The 13,481-nt window shown below is 65.4% G+C and carries 24 protein-coding genes; 10 read left to right on the top strand and 14 right to left on the bottom strand.

Annotated features, from left to right (window positions below; all coding sequences use genetic code 11):
• Positions 1 to 273 (bottom strand): transposase (locus KHC27_RS02280; RefSeq protein ID WP_213334504.1); only part of this gene is annotated, 273 nt, incomplete at its 3' end.
• Positions 274 to 760: 487 nt separating this feature from the next.
• Between KHC27_RS02280 and KHC27_RS02275 the strand changes: the two genes are divergently transcribed.
• The 3 genes from KHC27_RS02275 to KHC27_RS02265 all read left to right on the top strand — a co-directional run bounded on the left by KHC27_RS02275 (position 761) and on the right by KHC27_RS02265 (position 2,308).
• Entirely contained in the window at positions 761 to 1,663 is a 903-nt protein-coding gene (locus KHC27_RS02275; protein ID WP_213334536.1) for an ArdC family protein, read from the top strand.
• Positions 1,664 to 1,766: 103 nt separating this feature from the next.
• Complete coding sequence (locus tag KHC27_RS02270) at positions 1,767 to 2,012, top strand: type II toxin-antitoxin system ParD family antitoxin (protein ID WP_213334502.1); 246 nt, start codon at positions 1,767 to 1,769, stop codon at positions 2,010 to 2,012.
• Positions 2,009 to 2,308, top strand: coding sequence for a type II toxin-antitoxin system RelE/ParE family toxin (locus tag KHC27_RS02265; RefSeq protein WP_213334499.1), 300 nt, complete (start codon positions 2,009 to 2,011; stop codon positions 2,306 to 2,308). Before KHC27_RS02270 ends, KHC27_RS02265 begins: the two co-directional genes overlap by 4 nt.
• A gap of 116 nt (positions 2,309 to 2,424) precedes the next feature.
• Here the strand turns inward: KHC27_RS02265 and KHC27_RS02260 are convergent, their stop codons facing one another.
• From KHC27_RS02260 to KHC27_RS02245, 4 genes are read right to left on the bottom strand one after another with little or no spacing between them, the layout of a single operon-like run.
• Complete coding sequence (locus tag KHC27_RS02260) at positions 2,425 to 2,643, bottom strand: hypothetical protein (RefSeq protein ID WP_213334496.1); 219 nt, start codon at positions 2,641 to 2,643, stop codon at positions 2,425 to 2,427.
• 45 nt (positions 2,644 to 2,688) lie between these two features.
• Positions 2,689 to 3,294 carry a Fic/DOC family protein gene (locus KHC27_RS02255; RefSeq protein ID WP_213334493.1) on the bottom strand — a complete coding sequence of 202 codons (606 nt, stop codon included), beginning with the start codon at positions 3,292 to 3,294 and terminating at the stop codon, positions 2,689 to 2,691.
• Positions 3,291 to 3,509 (bottom strand): hypothetical protein, encoded by a 219-nt coding sequence (locus KHC27_RS02250; RefSeq protein ID WP_213334490.1) that lies wholly within the window; start codon positions 3,507 to 3,509, stop codon positions 3,291 to 3,293. The genes KHC27_RS02255 and KHC27_RS02250 overlap by 4 nt, the downstream gene beginning before the upstream one ends.
• A 16-nt stretch (positions 3,510 to 3,525) precedes the next feature.
• The gene (locus KHC27_RS02245; protein ID WP_213334487.1) at positions 3,526 to 4,098 is read right to left on the bottom strand and encodes a recombinase family protein; all 573 of its coding nucleotides are present in this window, start codon (positions 4,096 to 4,098) and stop codon (positions 3,526 to 3,528) included.
• A gap of 178 nt (positions 4,099 to 4,276) precedes the next feature.
• Between KHC27_RS02245 and KHC27_RS02240 the strand changes: the two genes are divergently transcribed.
• The 5 genes from KHC27_RS02240 to KHC27_RS02220 are packed head-to-tail and all read left to right on the top strand — an operon-like array spanning position 4,277 to position 6,177.
• Positions 4,277 to 4,621 carry a hypothetical protein gene (locus tag KHC27_RS02240; RefSeq protein WP_213334484.1) on the top strand — a complete coding sequence of 115 codons (345 nt, stop codon included), beginning with the start codon at positions 4,277 to 4,279 and terminating at the stop codon, positions 4,619 to 4,621.
• Entirely contained in the window at positions 4,622 to 5,386 is a 765-nt protein-coding gene (locus KHC27_RS02235) for a hypothetical protein (RefSeq protein WP_213334481.1), read from the top strand.
• 48 nt (positions 5,387 to 5,434) lie between these two features.
• Positions 5,435 to 5,635, top strand: a complete 201-nt coding sequence (locus tag KHC27_RS02230; protein ID WP_213334478.1) for a hypothetical protein — start codon at positions 5,435 to 5,437, stop codon at positions 5,633 to 5,635.
• 4 nt (positions 5,636 to 5,639) lie between these two features.
• A complete protein-coding gene (locus tag KHC27_RS02225; RefSeq protein ID WP_213334476.1) occupies positions 5,640 to 5,876 on the top strand; it encodes a CopG family ribbon-helix-helix protein in 237 nt (78 codons plus the stop codon).
• A gap of 13 nt (positions 5,877 to 5,889) precedes the next feature.
• A complete protein-coding gene (locus KHC27_RS02220) occupies positions 5,890 to 6,177 on the top strand; it encodes a type II toxin-antitoxin system RelE/ParE family toxin (protein ID WP_213334533.1) in 288 nt (95 codons plus the stop codon).
• Positions 6,178 to 6,183: 6 nt separating this feature from the next.
• On the opposite strand, the gene KHC27_RS02215 is transcribed toward KHC27_RS02220, so the two are convergent.
• Genes KHC27_RS02215 through KHC27_RS02185 form a run of 7 tightly spaced genes read right to left on the bottom strand, consistent with a single transcriptional unit; the run spans position 6,184 to position 11,232 of the window.
• Positions 6,184 to 6,627, bottom strand: coding sequence for a hypothetical protein (locus KHC27_RS02215; protein ID WP_213334475.1), 444 nt, complete (start codon positions 6,625 to 6,627; stop codon positions 6,184 to 6,186).
• Between the two features lie 8 nt (positions 6,628 to 6,635).
• A complete protein-coding gene (locus KHC27_RS02210; RefSeq protein ID WP_213334472.1) occupies positions 6,636 to 7,121 on the bottom strand; it encodes a hypothetical protein in 486 nt (161 codons plus the stop codon).
• A gap of 3 nt (positions 7,122 to 7,124) precedes the next feature.
• On the bottom strand, positions 7,125 to 7,565 hold the full coding sequence (locus tag KHC27_RS02205) for a hypothetical protein (protein ID WP_213334470.1): 441 nt from the start codon (positions 7,563 to 7,565) through the stop codon (positions 7,125 to 7,127).
• The gene (locus tag KHC27_RS02200; RefSeq protein ID WP_213334468.1) at positions 7,562 to 8,725 is read right to left on the bottom strand and encodes a hypothetical protein; all 1,164 of its coding nucleotides are present in this window, start codon (positions 8,723 to 8,725) and stop codon (positions 7,562 to 7,564) included. Before KHC27_RS02200 ends, KHC27_RS02205 begins: the two co-directional genes overlap by 4 nt.
• Positions 8,722 to 9,051: a hypothetical protein gene (locus tag KHC27_RS02195; RefSeq protein ID WP_213334466.1), complete on the bottom strand. Its 330-nt coding sequence runs from the start codon at positions 9,049 to 9,051 to the stop codon at positions 8,722 to 8,724. Before KHC27_RS02195 ends, KHC27_RS02200 begins: the two co-directional genes overlap by 4 nt.
• A gap of 34 nt (positions 9,052 to 9,085) precedes the next feature.
• Positions 9,086 to 10,759 carry a type IV secretory system conjugative DNA transfer family protein gene (locus KHC27_RS02190; RefSeq protein WP_213334464.1) on the bottom strand — a complete coding sequence of 558 codons (1,674 nt, stop codon included), beginning with the start codon at positions 10,757 to 10,759 and terminating at the stop codon, positions 9,086 to 9,088.
• A gap of 2 nt (positions 10,760 to 10,761) precedes the next feature.
• A complete protein-coding gene (locus KHC27_RS02185; protein WP_213334461.1) occupies positions 10,762 to 11,232 on the bottom strand; it encodes a hypothetical protein in 471 nt (156 codons plus the stop codon).
• Between the two features lie 36 nt (positions 11,233 to 11,268).
• Here KHC27_RS02185 and KHC27_RS02180 point away from each other — a divergent pair, with 36 nt between their 5' ends.
• On the top strand, positions 11,269 to 11,541 hold the full coding sequence (locus KHC27_RS02180) for a hypothetical protein (protein WP_213334458.1): 273 nt from the start codon (positions 11,269 to 11,271) through the stop codon (positions 11,539 to 11,541).
• Between the two features lie 160 nt (positions 11,542 to 11,701).
• Here KHC27_RS02180 and KHC27_RS02175 read toward each other — a convergent pair whose 3' ends face one another.
• Together KHC27_RS02175 and KHC27_RS02170 are read right to left on the bottom strand one after the other, a co-directional pair.
• A complete protein-coding gene (locus KHC27_RS02175) occupies positions 11,702 to 12,433 on the bottom strand; it encodes a hypothetical protein (RefSeq protein ID WP_213334455.1) in 732 nt (243 codons plus the stop codon).
• The gene (locus tag KHC27_RS02170; RefSeq protein WP_213334451.1) at positions 12,426 to 12,980 is read right to left on the bottom strand and encodes a type 1 periplasmic-binding domain-containing protein; all 555 of its coding nucleotides are present in this window, start codon (positions 12,978 to 12,980) and stop codon (positions 12,426 to 12,428) included. Before KHC27_RS02170 ends, KHC27_RS02175 begins: the two co-directional genes overlap by 8 nt.
• 60 nt (positions 12,981 to 13,040) lie before the next feature.
• Here KHC27_RS02170 and KHC27_RS02165 point away from each other — a divergent pair, with 60 nt between their 5' ends.
• Positions 13,041 to 13,454, top strand: a complete 414-nt coding sequence (locus KHC27_RS02165; RefSeq protein WP_213334449.1) for a hypothetical protein — start codon at positions 13,041 to 13,043, stop codon at positions 13,452 to 13,454.
• The last annotated feature ends 27 nt before the right edge of the window (positions 13,455 to 13,481 follow it).

Genomic DNA, 13,481 nt, shown 5'->3' with positions numbered 1-13,481 from the left:
CGGCGCGACGACCGCCGGCACAAAGGCCGGGATCATCTCGCTCGCCTTGCGCGCCTCCCGGCGCCAGGTGAAAAGCTGCTGCGGCGTCAGGCCGTGGCGGCGAGCAACCGCCGACACTACGGCGCCGGGAACCAGTGTCTCTTCCAGGATCCGCGTCCGCTCGTCCGCCGTCCAGCGTCGCCGCCCCAGCGCGCCGTTGATCACTTCGAAGCGCCGGACCTCAACCTCCGGCTCAAGTCTATGGTCAAGCCCAGACACAAAACGATCCTCCAATCAGGATCGTCAGACTGCGCTTTCACGCCCAACCTATGAAGGTGCCGCCGGGACGACGCTTACACATGGCCCGCGTTTCCTCCGCGCTTGGCCCTGCGGCTGGTCCCAGCCATCCGTCTACGGCGGGTTAGCCCCTCCGGGCGACGACCCCCACCGGAGCGGTCGCAGATTCTCCGTCGTCGCGCGCGTGGCGCGCATGACCCCTTCCTTCCAGCTTACACCGACGGCCGCGGCCGTTTCCAATAGGCCCAGCCCCTCCGGCCCGCTCCATTCGGCGAGCCGCTGCGCTGGTCTCGCCTCCCGTGTGGTCGGGGCCGCTGCGCGCCGCCTCGATGAGGCGGTGGGCCTTTGGGGCCGCATCCTTTCGGTCGACCGTCCAACCCGCTGACGCGGGCTTTCAGGTTGGACGCTCGGCGCTGGCCAGGGGTTCAGGCGCGACCTTTCCCAGGAAGGGCTCGCGATGCTCCCCCAAACCAGCGAGGCCATCATGACCAAGGACATCTATCAGCGCATCACCGATACCATCGTCGCTCAACTGGAGGCCGGCGTCAGGCCCTGGCACAAGCCGTGGAGCGCCGAGCATGCCGCCGGGCGGATCGTGCGGCCGCTGCGGGCGAACGGCGTTCCCTATCGCGGCATCAACATCCTGATGCTGTGGGCCGAGGCGGTGGAGAAGGGCTTTTCCGCGCCGATGTGGCTGACCTTCAAGCAGGCGCAAGAGCTCGGCGGCCATGTCCGCAAGGGCGAGCACGGCAGCCTCGTCGTCTATGCCGGATCGATCCAGCGGACGGAAACCATCGAGGCCACCGGCGAGGAGCTGGAGCGCAACATTCCCTTCCTGAAGGGCTACACCGTGTTCAACGTTGCGCAGGTCGAGGGACTGCCGGAGGGCTACTATCAGCCGGCGGCACCGATGGGCGAGCCGCTGCCCCGCATTGCCCATGCCGAGGCCTTCTTCGCCGCGACCAGGGCCGATATCCGCCATGGCGGCGACCGAGCCTATTATTCGGGGGGAACCGATCACATCCAGATGCCGCCCTATGAGGCCTTCCGCGAGGCCGAGGCCTATTACGCCACGCTGGCCCATGAAAGCGTGCACTGGACCAAGCCGAAGCATCGGCTCGACCGCGATCTCGGCCGCAAGCGCCGGGGTCACGAAGGCTATGCCCGCGAGGAGCTGGTTGCGGAACTGGGCGCGGCCTTCCTTTGCGCCGATCTCGACCTCGCCCCGCAGCTGCGTGAGGAACATGCCGCCTATATCGCCGGCTGGCTGGAGGTGCTGAAGAACGACAAGCGAGCGATCTTCGAGGCCGCCTCGCACGCCCAGCGCGCCGCCGACTTCCTCCATGGCTTCAGCAGCGTCGCCGAACAGCAGCTGGCGGCGGAGTGACGATGGATAAAGGCCGCGGCGTCCGCCGCGGCCTCCTATGCCGGTATGATGATCTTGCTAAATACCATTAGATCGCATATGATGGTATTCAGGAGGTGGCATCATGCCCAAGAATACGTCCGTCACGCTCGGCACTCATTTTGAGGGATTCGTCAGCCTGCAGGTCCGCAAGGGCCGCTACGGCAATGCCAGCGAGGTGGTGCGGGCCGGGTTGCGGCTGCTGGAGGAGCATGAGATCCGGCTGGCGGCGCTGCGCGCCGCCCTGATCGAGGGCGAGGCGAGCGGCGCCTCAACGCCCTTCGACTTCGACGCCTTCGTCGCGGCCAAGCGGCCCGATCCTGCCGGATGAGCCGGCTCGTCCTTTCGCCACGGGTGCGGGACGATCTGGAGGCCATCTGGAGCTACAGCGTGAACCTATGGGGCGAGGAACAGGCCGCCCGCTACATCCTGGAAATCCGCGACCTCTGCACGGCGCTGGCCGAGGGTCGCAGGCGCGGCCGGCCCTGCGACGAGATCCGGCCGGGCTATCGGCGGCTTTCGATCGGCGCCCATCTTCTCTTCTACCGCACCGAGCCGGACGGCACGATCGACGTGGTGCGCATCCTCCACCAGAGCATGGATATCGCCCTGCATCTTGCGGCGTGAGCAGGCGCGGGCCCGGCGAGAACATCATCCCTGAAGCTTCTGGGACTGAGTAGCCACCGCTTCAGCGATCACAGCACTGCGTCGACATCCACTGCTCCGACGAGAAGCCCGCTCGCTCAGTCGATTTCCTCGATCCCCAAATGATCGCGCCATGCGTCGATGACGCCGTCGGCATTCATGATCAAGTCGGCATGCTTGCGGGCCAGTCGCTCTGGATCGCTCCCAACCGCAGCCATCAGGAACAGGCGGCGCATGACCATGGCCGAGTTGACCAGCGCCGATAGCGCCGCCTTGAACTCAGGGTCTTCATTGGCGGGTACGTCGGGTATCTCCAAGGAATGCCTCCTCTCGCGTCCATGTTGGTCAGTATCGCTCGGCGGTCACCGTTCCGGCTCCTGCTGGTCGCGCGCATGTTCCCGCGTGCGGTACATGACGGAGGCGATGCAGCGCGCCATCAGCGTGTAATCCGCATCCTGCGCCCGGCGCGAGGCCTCCATCCATTCCTGGCGATCGAGGCGGCGCAGGTCGATCCGGTGCCCGGCCCGTTCCGCCAGCCGTTCCAGAAAGAGCAGTTGGGTGCGCCCATTGCCCTCGCGGAACGGATGGACATAGTTGACGTCGCCCATGATCGCGCCGGCATGCTCGGCGAAGGTTTCGGCATTCAGCCAGCGCAGGTCGTGCTGGGCCTTGATGCGGCGATGTATGTTCGCCATTCCGGTCGCGATGTAGTGCCGGGACTGGAACTGGCTGAGGCCTTTGGAGAGGTCGACGGTGCGGACCTCGCCCGCCCAGTCGTAGACGTCCTGGAACAGATGCCGGTGGATCGCCCGCAGATGGTCGAGATCGAAATCGCCGCGCGGCACGCCGCTGCAGGCGCGCAACACCACCAGCCGGCGCTCGACGCGGTCGAGCCGGACGGCATCGCGAATGCCGAGCCTGTTCCGCAGCACTGTCGTGCCGGGATGGAGATAGGGATCGTCGTTCATTCGGGCATGTGCGCCGCGGCCTTGGCTTTCTCGATGATGTAGGCGCGGCAGCGCTCGTCGCTCCAGCCCTCGCGCTCGAACATCTCGAACATGGCGACATCTTCCGCGTCGAGCGGATTGCCTTCCATCGCCTGCAGATGCATGGCGACCAGCCGGCGCTCGCGTCGCTCGCTAAGCGACAGAGAAGACAAGGCTTTTTCCTTCGGGCTCATCATTGAATGATACCTGATTTTACTGTGGAATGCCAGGATTACCGGACCTTACCCGCTTCAGCGACCGGCTCAGCGTCCACGGAGCGACGTCATAGTCCGCCGCGATGGCAGTGATCGTCTCCGCACTCATGCGCAGCCGTGCTTCGTGCAGCTGCCACTCGGAAAGCTTGGGCGGCCGGCCGAGGCGTTTGCCCCGACGGCGGGCGGCGGCGAGGCCCTCGCGGGTGCGTTGGGAGAGCGTGCGCCGTTCGAACTCGGCCAGCGCGCTCAGCATGGTGTAGACGAAGATGCCCGCCGGGGTGCGTGTGTCGACGTGCAGGCTGGCGATGTGGAAATCGATGCCGCGGCGGCGCAGCTTCTCGGCTTCGGTGAGAGCGTCGACCACCGAGCGGAAGGCCCGGTCGAGATCCCAGACCACCAGCACGTCGCCGCCCCTCAGGTTTCGGATGACCCGCTCATAGACCGGTCGGCGGGCACAAACGGCGGAAACCGTTTCGATATGGAGTTCGTCGCAGACATCCTTGAGGGCGTCGAACTGCCGATCGGTCCGCTGCTCGGCGGTCGAGACCCGGAGATAGCCCACTCTTTTCATGCGTTTCAATGACTTGCCTGCAATGCACCTGCTCTTTCACGGTCACATAAACGACCCTTTTCGTGTCCCCATCCGGCTCGCCATCACTTAGTTGAGCAAATACCGGAGATGCTTTGAACTGTACTATACAATAACACAATTTAAGCTTTTATGAAAATATCAACGAATTCGGTCGTTTATGACGCATGTTCGGAAGTACATGAAAGCAATGGCGGTGAACATCATCGCCTTTCCGGTGCTCGGACTGGCGGTTCCGGCCTCGGCGGCCGAGCTCACCGCGGCCAACATGCTTCAGCAGATGAACGAGCAGGACCAGTACCACTACATCGCCGGCGTGGTGGCCGGCCTGGGAACCGCCCGCTTCGTCAGGGACGGCAATGATGTCGGCAGCGCCTGCATCGACAAATGGTTCTACGACACGGCCGGGACCCGCGAGACCATCGCCAAGGCCTTCGCCCGCTTCGGCGACAAGTCGCCCGCCGCCATCCTCTATGCCCTGTCGGCGAAGGAGTGCGGGAAATAGATGGAGCCGATGACCCTCATATCCCCGCGCAGCGCCTTCGAGCGACATGCCCGGCTCAGCCCGGAAGAAGAGCGCCGCCTGCGCGAGGAAATGCGGCAATGGCAGGCCGACGCCCTGCAGCAGGAACGCCTGAAGCGCCTCAAGAAGGAGCATGACGAAGAGCTGCGCCGGGAGGCCGAGTTCGTCGCCGCGATCCAGACGGCCTTGGCGACCCGGCCGCAGATCGAGGCCTTCACGGTGAAGCTCGACCGGTACGACACCGCGGCGGTCGAAGCCTTGCTCGCGAACGAGCAGGAACTGAAGATCGTCACCGAGCGGATCGACAAGGCGCTCGATGAGGCGGTGCAGCTTTCCGACGGGCGCCGGGTGTTCAAGACGGAGGACGGCAAGCGCGTCTTCGACGAGTTCGGCACCGAGGTCTCGCCGGAGGAGATCGGCGCCGACCAGATTCCGAATGCCCGGAAGCGCTTCGAGCCCTTCATGCGCGACCGCGAGCAGCAGCGCGCCCTGATGGAGGAGCGCGAACAGCTTCACGCATTCCAGCAGAAGCTCGATGCGGCCCGCGACAGGCTTGACGACAAGGACCTGACCGCCGACGCGCTCGACGACATGGAACGCGATATCGACGCGTCGACCCCGGACCGGGTCCGCAAGCTGATGGGCGACGATCCGGCTCAGGATCGGGATGGCCCCGCCCGGCAGCGTGAGGCCGGTGTGGATCTTCGGTCGCAGACGCCGGCCTTGGCCGGTCCTGCTGCGCCGTGAGCTCGACAGCGGCGCGGGACCGGATCATCATCGCTTCAGGGGACCCTCATGACCGAACCCACCCATCAGATCCTGACCCTCGACGAACTGCGGCAGCGGCTGGCTCGCTCGATGGCCAGCGGCATTAGTCCACTCACGGTCGATGACATCTTCGCCGAAGCGGAGGCGATCTTCCGGGAGCGCCATCCTGCGGCAATGCCTCATCCTACGGAAATTTCTGGTAAATTACCCCCGCCTGTGTCAGACTGAACCTATGAAGCACAAGACCGATATCTCCGATGATCTCAGCCGGCGCCTCGATGCGCTGGCTGCACGGTCCTCGCTGACCCGCGAGCAGATCATCGAGGATGCGCTGGCGCATGGGCGCTCACTCGCCTGGCAGGAGAAATGGATCGCCGGGGTAGAGGCCGGCATCGCCGACGCCGATCGCGGCGACTTCGCCACCGAGCAGGAGATCGCCGCGGTGCTGAGCAAATATGGCCCCGCCTGAAAGCCGGGCCTGCGTGCACATCGTCTGGACCCGCCGCTATCTCAATGAGCTTGCCGCCATCGGCGATTACGTCGCCGAGCATAGCCCGCGGGCAGCGGCGAAGCTGGTCAACGACATCCATTCCAAGACCGGCAGGCTCCTCGAAGCCAATCCTTTCATCGGCCGCGCCGGCGAGATCGTCGGCACCCGCGAGCTCGTCATTCCCGGCACGCCCTACATCGTCGCCTATCGCGTCACCGACACCGCGATCGAGGTGCTGTTCGTCCAGCACGGCGCGCGGCAATGGCCGGATGAGGCGTAAAGGGCTTCAGCCGTTGTCCTCATTGTCGTCCTCGCCCGTATGGGCGAGTACCATGCCTTCGACGTCGAGCCGGTCCTGCCGGGCCTCGATGATGGCATCGCGGATACGTAGCATGCGCCAATAGCTGCCCCACAGCACCCGGCTCTCATGGCGGTAGCTGCCCATCTCCAGCGTGGCGATGGAATATCCTCCGACCAGGATCGCCATGCCGAGGCCGACCAGACCGAGCTGTTCCGGCATATAGAGCAGGTCGCCGAACTGCAGGGCGAACAGCGCCAGGCCGAGCCCGCAGGCGAGCGCGACATGCAGCGGATCGCGCCCGACATGGAGCGAGGTCACCGGCGCCAGCGCCTGGTCCTTGTGGCGGGTGCGCAGATAGGTGCCGCTCACCCGAACGCCATGACGATCGGAATAATAGAGACGATGCTTCGTGTCCGGTTGCTTGGCCATGGCGGACCTCAGGAGATGCAGGAGCTGTCGAGGAAGGTGCCGGCGGTGAAGGGCAGCGCCGTCAGCGCGGCGGGCTGGTAGGTGCGCAGGCTCATCACATGCAGCAGCATCGGCAGGCGGGCGGCGTCGAAGGCCGAGGACACCGCGCAGGCGCAGCGCGAGGAATGGTCGATCCCGGCGCTCGGAAGCTCCGGCACGCCGGCCTCGGCCAGAACCCGGCCCTGTTCCATCATCTCGTTGAAGCCGGGGAACTGGCCGAGCGGCGAGCTGCGGAACATGTCCATCATCTGCCGGGCGGCGTTGCGCTTGCCGTCCTGCTCGGCACGCGCCCTCGACTGGGCCTTGATGAGCCCGGCCTCGCACTGAGGGATATAGACGCGGTCGGCGAGACGACGCTCGACCAGCGGCTGCAGCCACAGCGCGGTGATGCCGGCATAGAGAAGAAGCCCGGCGAGCAGAGCCGGCGGAAAGATCTTGAACGGAATGTCCAGCATGGATCAGCTTTCCCTCTGAAAACGGCAATGGGTGGTGACGAGCCTGGCGGCCTCCGACGAGGTCAGGCCGAGGGCGGTCAAGGCATTGGGAAACAGCGGGAGCGGCTTGGGGTCGGCGGTGCCCTTGGCACTGGCCAGTTCAACCCAGGCGATCGGCTCGCCCTGCGTCGTCTTGCGGCTGAGGTAGCACCATTGCGAGGTGACCGACCGGTCGACGGTTGAGGCAAAGGTGGTGCCCGTGGTGACCGAGAGGTCGCGATACGGCACCGTGGTGAAGAGCACGAAGTTCTTCACCTCACCCGCGACGGGGGCGCCCGCCGAGGACGCCGCGCCGCCCGAGGTATCCGCTCCGGCGAGTACATGAGCGACGACCACGCTGACGACGATCGATCCCGTCAGCCAAGCCAGGCCGTAGTCCCGCAGATGGGTGACCAGCCGCTTCACCGGCGCGCCTCCTTGGGCGCCGGCAGGCGGCGGCGCGGCGCCTCGATCTCCGGCAGGGCGCGGCGGGCCTCGATGACGTCACGCACCGGACGGTCGAGCATCCGCTCGTCGGGGTCCTTGCGGCCCGCCGCGGCATGGATGGTGACGAACACCAAGAGTACCAGCGGCAGCACGTCGAGGGCGATGCCGACGATCCAGATCGGCACGATCGCCGAGGCGTGGGTGACCACGGCCTGCAGCGCATTCTGCCGGGTCATCGTCACCGGCTCGGCCGCTTCGCTCATGGGCAGCGCCGCGGCACGGCGGGCCAGCTCGTCGGCCTTCTGCTTGATGGTGGTGAGGATGCGGGCGACCGCCTCCTTCTGCTGCGCCGTCTTCACCGTCACCGGGATGACGATGCCGCTGGTGAAGGAGCCGAGCGCCTGGCTGACCTGGGCGGCTCCGTCGATGCCGCGCGCCTCCGTCATGGCGGCGTTGAAGCAGTCGACCTGCCGGGCGATCTCCTCGCTGCGCTTCTCGATCGCCACCGGCTTGGTCAGCGCCGCCCGCATCGCGGTGAGACAGGCCCGGGCGGCATCGCCCTTGGCGCCGAGATCGGCCTGCGACCGGCTCACCGCCTCGACGATCGTTCCGGCCGTGCCGGCGAGCTGCTCCAGGGTTGCGGCAACGCCTTTGCGGCCCTTGGTCGACGTCACACAACCCGCTTCGGCCTCGCATTCGGCGAGACCCGCGAGGTAGGTGCGGAAGGCGTCGAGGTCGGGCAGCAACGGCTGGATCGAGCGCCCACCACCCTGGCCGCCGGCGGCGAAGCTGCGCTCCGCCGAGGCGACCACCTCCTGCAGCCCGACCTGACGGGCTTCGTGACCGCCGAGCGCGGCGACGTTCAGCGCGGCGCTGAGCCCGACGATGCACAGCGTGCCGAACAGTGTCGTCAGCCAGGCGATAAGACGATGATCGGGATCGAGCATGTGCGGCACCACATGGAAGGCCAGGTGCCAGAAGACCAGGATCGACGACATCACGCCGATCGCGATCGCCGCGCAGAAGGCTCGGTCCCAAAAGGTCTGGGCGTCGATGGTCAGGGCGAGGCCCTCATAGTTCGCCAGCGCCGCCAGGAAGGCGACGACCAGCAGGCCGGCATTGATCAGGCGTGCGTTCATGGCAGCACTCCGAAGGTCCAGTCGGTGATGGGGAGGAAGTCGATGACGGGGCACGGATCGTCGCCGTCGAACGGCGTCACCCGGCGGTCGTGCCAGCCGGCGAAGGCCGACAGGTAGAGACAGCGGTCATAGACCGGGGCCGAACTCGTGCCGTGGTACCAGTACTGGATGCGCAGCGCGGGCTGGCCGAACCAGGCCAGCAGCGCGATGGCGATCGCCGGCATGGCGGCGACCTTGACGAGCGCCGGCCAGAAGGTCGCACGGCCGGTGCGATCGAAGACGGGCGTGGTGGAGGCGCGCGGCGGCACGCGCCGGAACGGCGACATGGCAGTCTCCATCGATGTGGGGATCAGGAAGGGATCAGGCGCGGTATTTGACCGGCAGGTCCTTGAGCGGCGGCGCACCGGGCATCGGCTCGGCATGCTGGCGCCACTCTGCGACAGCGCGAAAGGAAACCAGATCTACGATAAGCGGAGGGTGCTGTTTGAAGAACACCGCCGCAGTGAAGTCTGGCAGCTGCAGGAACTCGTCGGGACGCAGATTGGGGATGTTCTTCTCGGAGAGGCTCAGCGAGTGGTTGCCGGCCGGGCTTCCCGCCTGCAGCGGCACGCTGTTGCTCTCCACGACCACGCTGCGCTGGCCGGACCGCTTGGAATATTCCTCGCCGTCCTTGGTGCTGCGGATGGAGAAAGCTATCAGGACCTCGCTTTGCGTGGTGAAGGCACTGGCTTCCTTCGCGTAGCGGGCGTAGCTCTGGGTATCCTGCACATAGGTAATGAGCTGCACCCCTCGCGACCTGCCCATCATGAGGGCGGGCACCGCTGAAGGCATCACGCCCAAAGAGGCGAATTCGTCAGCGACGACAGTGACTTGGGGGAGAAAGCGGTCCGCCTCGATGCACAGGTCGATCAGCGTGTTCATGCACAGCCCGATATGCGGGCCGTAGAGCGTGGTCTTCTCAGGGGGTATGATAAGAAAGACAGTGGTAGGTCGATCGGGGTTCTTCAAGTCCTTCGGATCGAAATCGCTGTAGTCGGTGGTGTGACCGAGCGGCCCGGCCGGATCGTAGAGGTCGAGGGCCGCGATGGCTTCGCTCAGGATGGATTCGGCGAACTTCTCCGCCTTCATCATCCGGCTGAGGAAGCGCTCGGCGCCGCGGCGCACGCTGCCCTCATAGGCGTCGCACAGCAGCATCTCACGGAAGAAGGCCTCGACGTCGGAGGTCGACCCGCTGAGCTTGCGGAACAGGTACGGGAGGTTCGACGAGAGCTCGCCGGTCTCGGCCTGCCAGAGGGCGAGATAGACGATGCACCAGGTGATCAGATCCCGGGCAAGCACGCGGAAGATCTTGTTTTCACCTCCGCCGCCGCTGTCCGGCTCGGGAAGCAGGATCAGCGCGGCGGCGCGGGCCTTGTCGATGAGCTCGGACGAGCCGCCGGCGGCGTAGTCGACGAGATGGCCGATCGGGTTGAAGTCGTGCGAGGGCAGGCCGAGCTTCCTCATCAGCCGCCACGGGTCGATATAGACGACCAGTTGCCGGAGTATCTTACTCCGGTACCGTCCACATAACCACGCAAGCTCGGCGCCCTTTGCGGTGGCGATGACGTTGCGGTGAGCGCCGAGCGCGAAGCAGATCAGGGCCGAGCTCGATTCCGTCTTGCCGGCATTGGTGGCGGCGCGGATGCTGATCGGTGCCGGCCCCTTATAGTAGATGATCCTGTCGCCGACGCCGCCGAGCGGGATGCCATTGCCGTCCTCATTGGAGAAGGACAGACCGAGGTCTTCCGCATCCTCCGCCGTCGGGAACGAGGTCCGGCCGAACAGCCCGGTCGGCTCGCGCATCGCCTTGAGCAGGCGGCTCCAGCGGAACGCGGCAATGAGCCCGCGGAGCGTCACGAGGGCGAACAGCCCGACCAGTGCCGCATAGAGCCATATCAGGACCGGGCTGGCGTCGATCGAGACGAGGAAACGCCAGATCAGGAAGAGCAGCGCGGCCGACAGCGCCGCGCTCCAGGGGCTGACCGGCCGGCCCATGCTCAGCGCTCCGGCTCGCGGTCATGATCGGGCTGACGGGAACGGTCTTGGCCCTGGCGCTCGGAGGCAATGATCTGGCGGATATTGGCCTCGGCCTCGCGCTCGATGGTCCGGAGGTAGAAGGCCTCGCGCTCGGCGACCATCCGCTCGGCCTGCTCGTTGATGATGACGAGATCCTGCGTTGGATTTGCCCGCACCTCGGGCGGGCGGTCCGACTGGTCGCGAATGTAGTTCTCAAGCAATTCCACCTTGGTGCGCATCAATCTGAAGCCATTGCTGCGCTGCTGGGCGCGTTTCTCCGCATCCAGCCGCTCGGAACTGAGTTCCCGGACCATCTCCACCTTCCGCTTGCCCTCGGGTGACAGGGTGGCGATCTGCTGGGCGAGATCGTTCTCGCGGTTGAAGGCCTCGCTCATGGCGGCGCGGCCGCCGGAATTGGCGGAGCCGCCCCCGGATTTGGTATCCTCGGACATGATAGTCACCTCATGATTTCAGGAAGGAATTTTGAAATGCAGGATGTTCATCACGGCGCATCCCACGACGCCGATGCCCGCCTCAAAGGCGAGATCTTGTCGTCCCTGTCGGCGTGGACCGCCGATTACGAGCTGGAGAGGCTCGATCTGGCCTGGACGGTTGCGCAGATGCTTCTCAAGCATGTGCAGCGCGAGCAGACGCTGGACGTGTATCTGGAGTTCGCCGAGAAGCTCGTCGCCATCCTCTCGGACGAAGCGCGCGACATCCGCGCCGTCGTCGGCGAGGCCGTACGCCGCCATGCGCATTGAGGCGCCGGCACGGTGGAAGCGGACTTTGCGGGGAAATAACGGCCGGTAGGACCATGCCGCCTGTCATGACGATGGGAAGCGGGTGGCGCCGCCGCAAGAGCGCGGCCCACGAATTTTTGCGCGGCGGCCGGCCGCCCCGTCTCCGGGGCGGCCGGCTCGGCTACTCCGCCAGCAGGCGGTCCAGCGGGATGGGGATGTCCCGCCATTCCGCAAGCATCGCCACGCTGCGATCCAGCACCTCGGCGCGGGCGCCGCGGAGCCGGACATACCGGACGAAGTGGCCGAACTCGTCGACCTCCGCGGTCGGCACGAGATGCCCGTCGCGGAGGGTACCCGCGAGACGGGCTTTATGAATGCCCGCCTCGGTGGCGAAGCCGATCCGATGGAACGACTTCTCGGAAGGCTTGTTGAGGCTGCCGTCGCGGAGCACCCGAACGGCGCAGGTCACCGACGCGAACGGCACGCCCCTTACGAAGGCATCGAGGATCACCGCGCTCGCCAGAGCCGAGCCCATCCGGAGACCTGCATAGGCTGGGTTCACGATGAGCGTGCGGACGAGAAGCGCCCCGTCCGCATCGGGATGCGCGAGCACCGTGCCGAACACGTCGTCGCCGTTCCGGGCGACCGCCATGCATGCCGACCGGGCGAAGGCGTCGTCCGGAAGGCTGTCGAACAGGAAGTGCCGCTGATCGGACTGGATCATGCGGGCCTGCAGACGCCGCCCCTCGGCGAAGAGGTCGAGATTGGCGCCGACGGTGCCGGTCTCGATCGCAAAGCCGAGGTTCAGGTTTTCGTGCCGGGTCGACGAGCGCGCCGCCGCCGGGCTGATCGCCTCCCCCGGCCGCGACGCGGCCGGGGGGTGGGCGGGGATGAGAGCGCGACTATCAGTCATGGCCGCTCTCCTCGCGCGTTGCGAAGAGGCGGTCGGCGAGCTCCCGCCGGAGATGGCGGTTTTCGGCCGAGAGATAGATCAGGCGCGCGATGAGCGCGTCGAGATCCAATTCGATGAGAACCACGTCCAAACCGCGATGCCTCTCAGCAATGTCTTCGGCGGGTTGCACAGAGGTCTGAGGCGAAGGAGGCGTAAGCATCGGTAACTCCTTTGAGCTAGATCGATGCACCGTCCTGGCAGAAGAAAAACCGGTAACGAAAGCCTGGAACTTCCGGTAAGTCGCCGGCAATGTTCCCGTAGTTGTCGATGCAACCTTATGTAGAATATGTAGAATTTGATTTTTATCACATTTTCGTGATAATGTTTTCTTATGACTGAGGATGTTACCATCGAGGAGTATGTCTGCCGAATCGAACGAAATCCGAGCACCCACCGGATCGTGCTGGAAACACACCTGCTGAACGGTATGCTCCACCGCGAAGGGGCGCCCGCAGAGCTTCAATTTTCCCAGGATGGCCGGCTTGTGCGAGAACGCTGGTTTAGTCATGGACGCCACCTGCGCGTGGAGGGTCCATGTTCGACGAACTGGGATCCAACGAGCGGCGCAGTGACCTATCAATTATGGGCAACAGAACATGGCATCCACCGGGAGGGTGCGCCTGCAAAGATCAGCCGGGATCCCAAGACCGGTGTGGTCGTCCGGGAAGAATTCTACCTTTACGATAACGAACACAATGAAGCCGGGCCATCGCTGATCGTCCGCGACGCCGACTCCGGGATCGTCATCCTTGAAGAGTGGAAGCAGCACGGTCAGTTTACCAGATCGGGCGGCAAGGCGGCTCTTATCGAGCGGGATCCCGTATCGGGCGTGGTCACGCTTGAGGAATTTTGGCTTGATGGGATCCTATTAAGCGAGATTCCGGCAGCAATCCCACAGCAGGCTCCTGGCCCAGTGGACACTGAAAGGAAAGGCGCCAGCGCTAAGCCCCCCACATCTCGCGGCCCCAGCTGGAGCCCTTGATCGCCTAGCGGCATTTCGACAAAATCA

This window comes from Ancylobacter lacus, from assembly GCF_018390635.1.
Taxonomy (GTDB): Bacteria; Pseudomonadota; Alphaproteobacteria; order Rhizobiales; family Xanthobacteraceae; genus Ancylobacter; species Ancylobacter lacus.
The sequence above is the reverse complement of the archived record's forward strand: the minus strand, read 5'-3'. Positions and strand labels throughout refer to the sequence as shown.

Excerpts from the sequence above, each read along its gene's own strand:
- KHC27_RS02255 (WP_213334493.1), bottom strand. The coding sequence starts at position 3,294 with ATGAACGACGATCCCTATCTCCATCCCGGCACGACAGTGCTGCGGAAC.
- KHC27_RS02185 (WP_213334461.1), bottom strand. The coding sequence starts at position 11,232 with ATGTCCGAGGATACCAAATCCGGGGGCGGCTCCGCCAATTCCGGCGGC.
- KHC27_RS02225 (WP_213334476.1), top strand. The coding sequence starts at position 5,640 with ATGAAGCACAAGACCGATATCTCCGATGATCTCAGCCGGCGCCTCGAT.
- KHC27_RS02245 (WP_213334487.1), bottom strand. The coding sequence starts at position 4,098 with ATGAAAAGAGTGGGCTATCTCCGGGTCTCGACCGCCGAGCAGCGGACC.
- KHC27_RS02270 (WP_213334502.1), top strand. The coding sequence starts at position 1,767 with ATGCCCAAGAATACGTCCGTCACGCTCGGCACTCATTTTGAGGGATTC.
- KHC27_RS02200 (WP_213334468.1), bottom strand. The coding sequence starts at position 8,725 with ATGAACGCACGCCTGATCAATGCCGGCCTGCTGGTCGTCGCCTTCCTG.
- KHC27_RS02195 (WP_213334466.1), bottom strand. The coding sequence starts at position 9,051 with ATGTCGCCGTTCCGGCGCGTGCCGCCGCGCGCCTCCACCACGCCCGTC.
- KHC27_RS02190 (WP_213334464.1), bottom strand. The coding sequence starts at position 10,759 with ATGGGCCGGCCGGTCAGCCCCTGGAGCGCGGCGCTGTCGGCCGCGCTG.
- KHC27_RS02210 (WP_213334472.1), bottom strand. The coding sequence starts at position 7,121 with ATGCTGGACATTCCGTTCAAGATCTTTCCGCCGGCTCTGCTCGCCGGG.
- KHC27_RS02175 (WP_213334455.1), bottom strand. The coding sequence starts at position 12,433 with ATGACTGATAGTCGCGCTCTCATCCCCGCCCACCCCCCGGCCGCGTCG.
- KHC27_RS02170 (WP_213334451.1), bottom strand. The coding sequence starts at position 12,980 with ATGACTAAACCAGCGTTCTCGCACAAGCCGGCCATCCTGGGAAAATTG.
- KHC27_RS02275 (WP_213334536.1), top strand. The coding sequence starts at position 761 with ATGACCAAGGACATCTATCAGCGCATCACCGATACCATCGTCGCTCAA.
- KHC27_RS02215 (WP_213334475.1), bottom strand. The coding sequence starts at position 6,627 with ATGGCCAAGCAACCGGACACGAAGCATCGTCTCTATTATTCCGATCGT.
- KHC27_RS02230 (WP_213334478.1), top strand. The coding sequence starts at position 5,435 with ATGACCGAACCCACCCATCAGATCCTGACCCTCGACGAACTGCGGCAG.
- KHC27_RS02180 (WP_213334458.1), top strand. The coding sequence starts at position 11,269 with ATGCAGGATGTTCATCACGGCGCATCCCACGACGCCGATGCCCGCCTC.
- KHC27_RS02235 (WP_213334481.1), top strand. The coding sequence starts at position 4,622 with ATGGAGCCGATGACCCTCATATCCCCGCGCAGCGCCTTCGAGCGACAT.
- KHC27_RS02265 (WP_213334499.1), top strand. The coding sequence starts at position 2,009 with ATGAGCCGGCTCGTCCTTTCGCCACGGGTGCGGGACGATCTGGAGGCC.
- KHC27_RS02250 (WP_213334490.1), bottom strand. The coding sequence starts at position 3,509 with ATGATGAGCCCGAAGGAAAAAGCCTTGTCTTCTCTGTCGCTTAGCGAG.
- KHC27_RS02240 (WP_213334484.1), top strand. The coding sequence starts at position 4,277 with ATGACGCATGTTCGGAAGTACATGAAAGCAATGGCGGTGAACATCATC.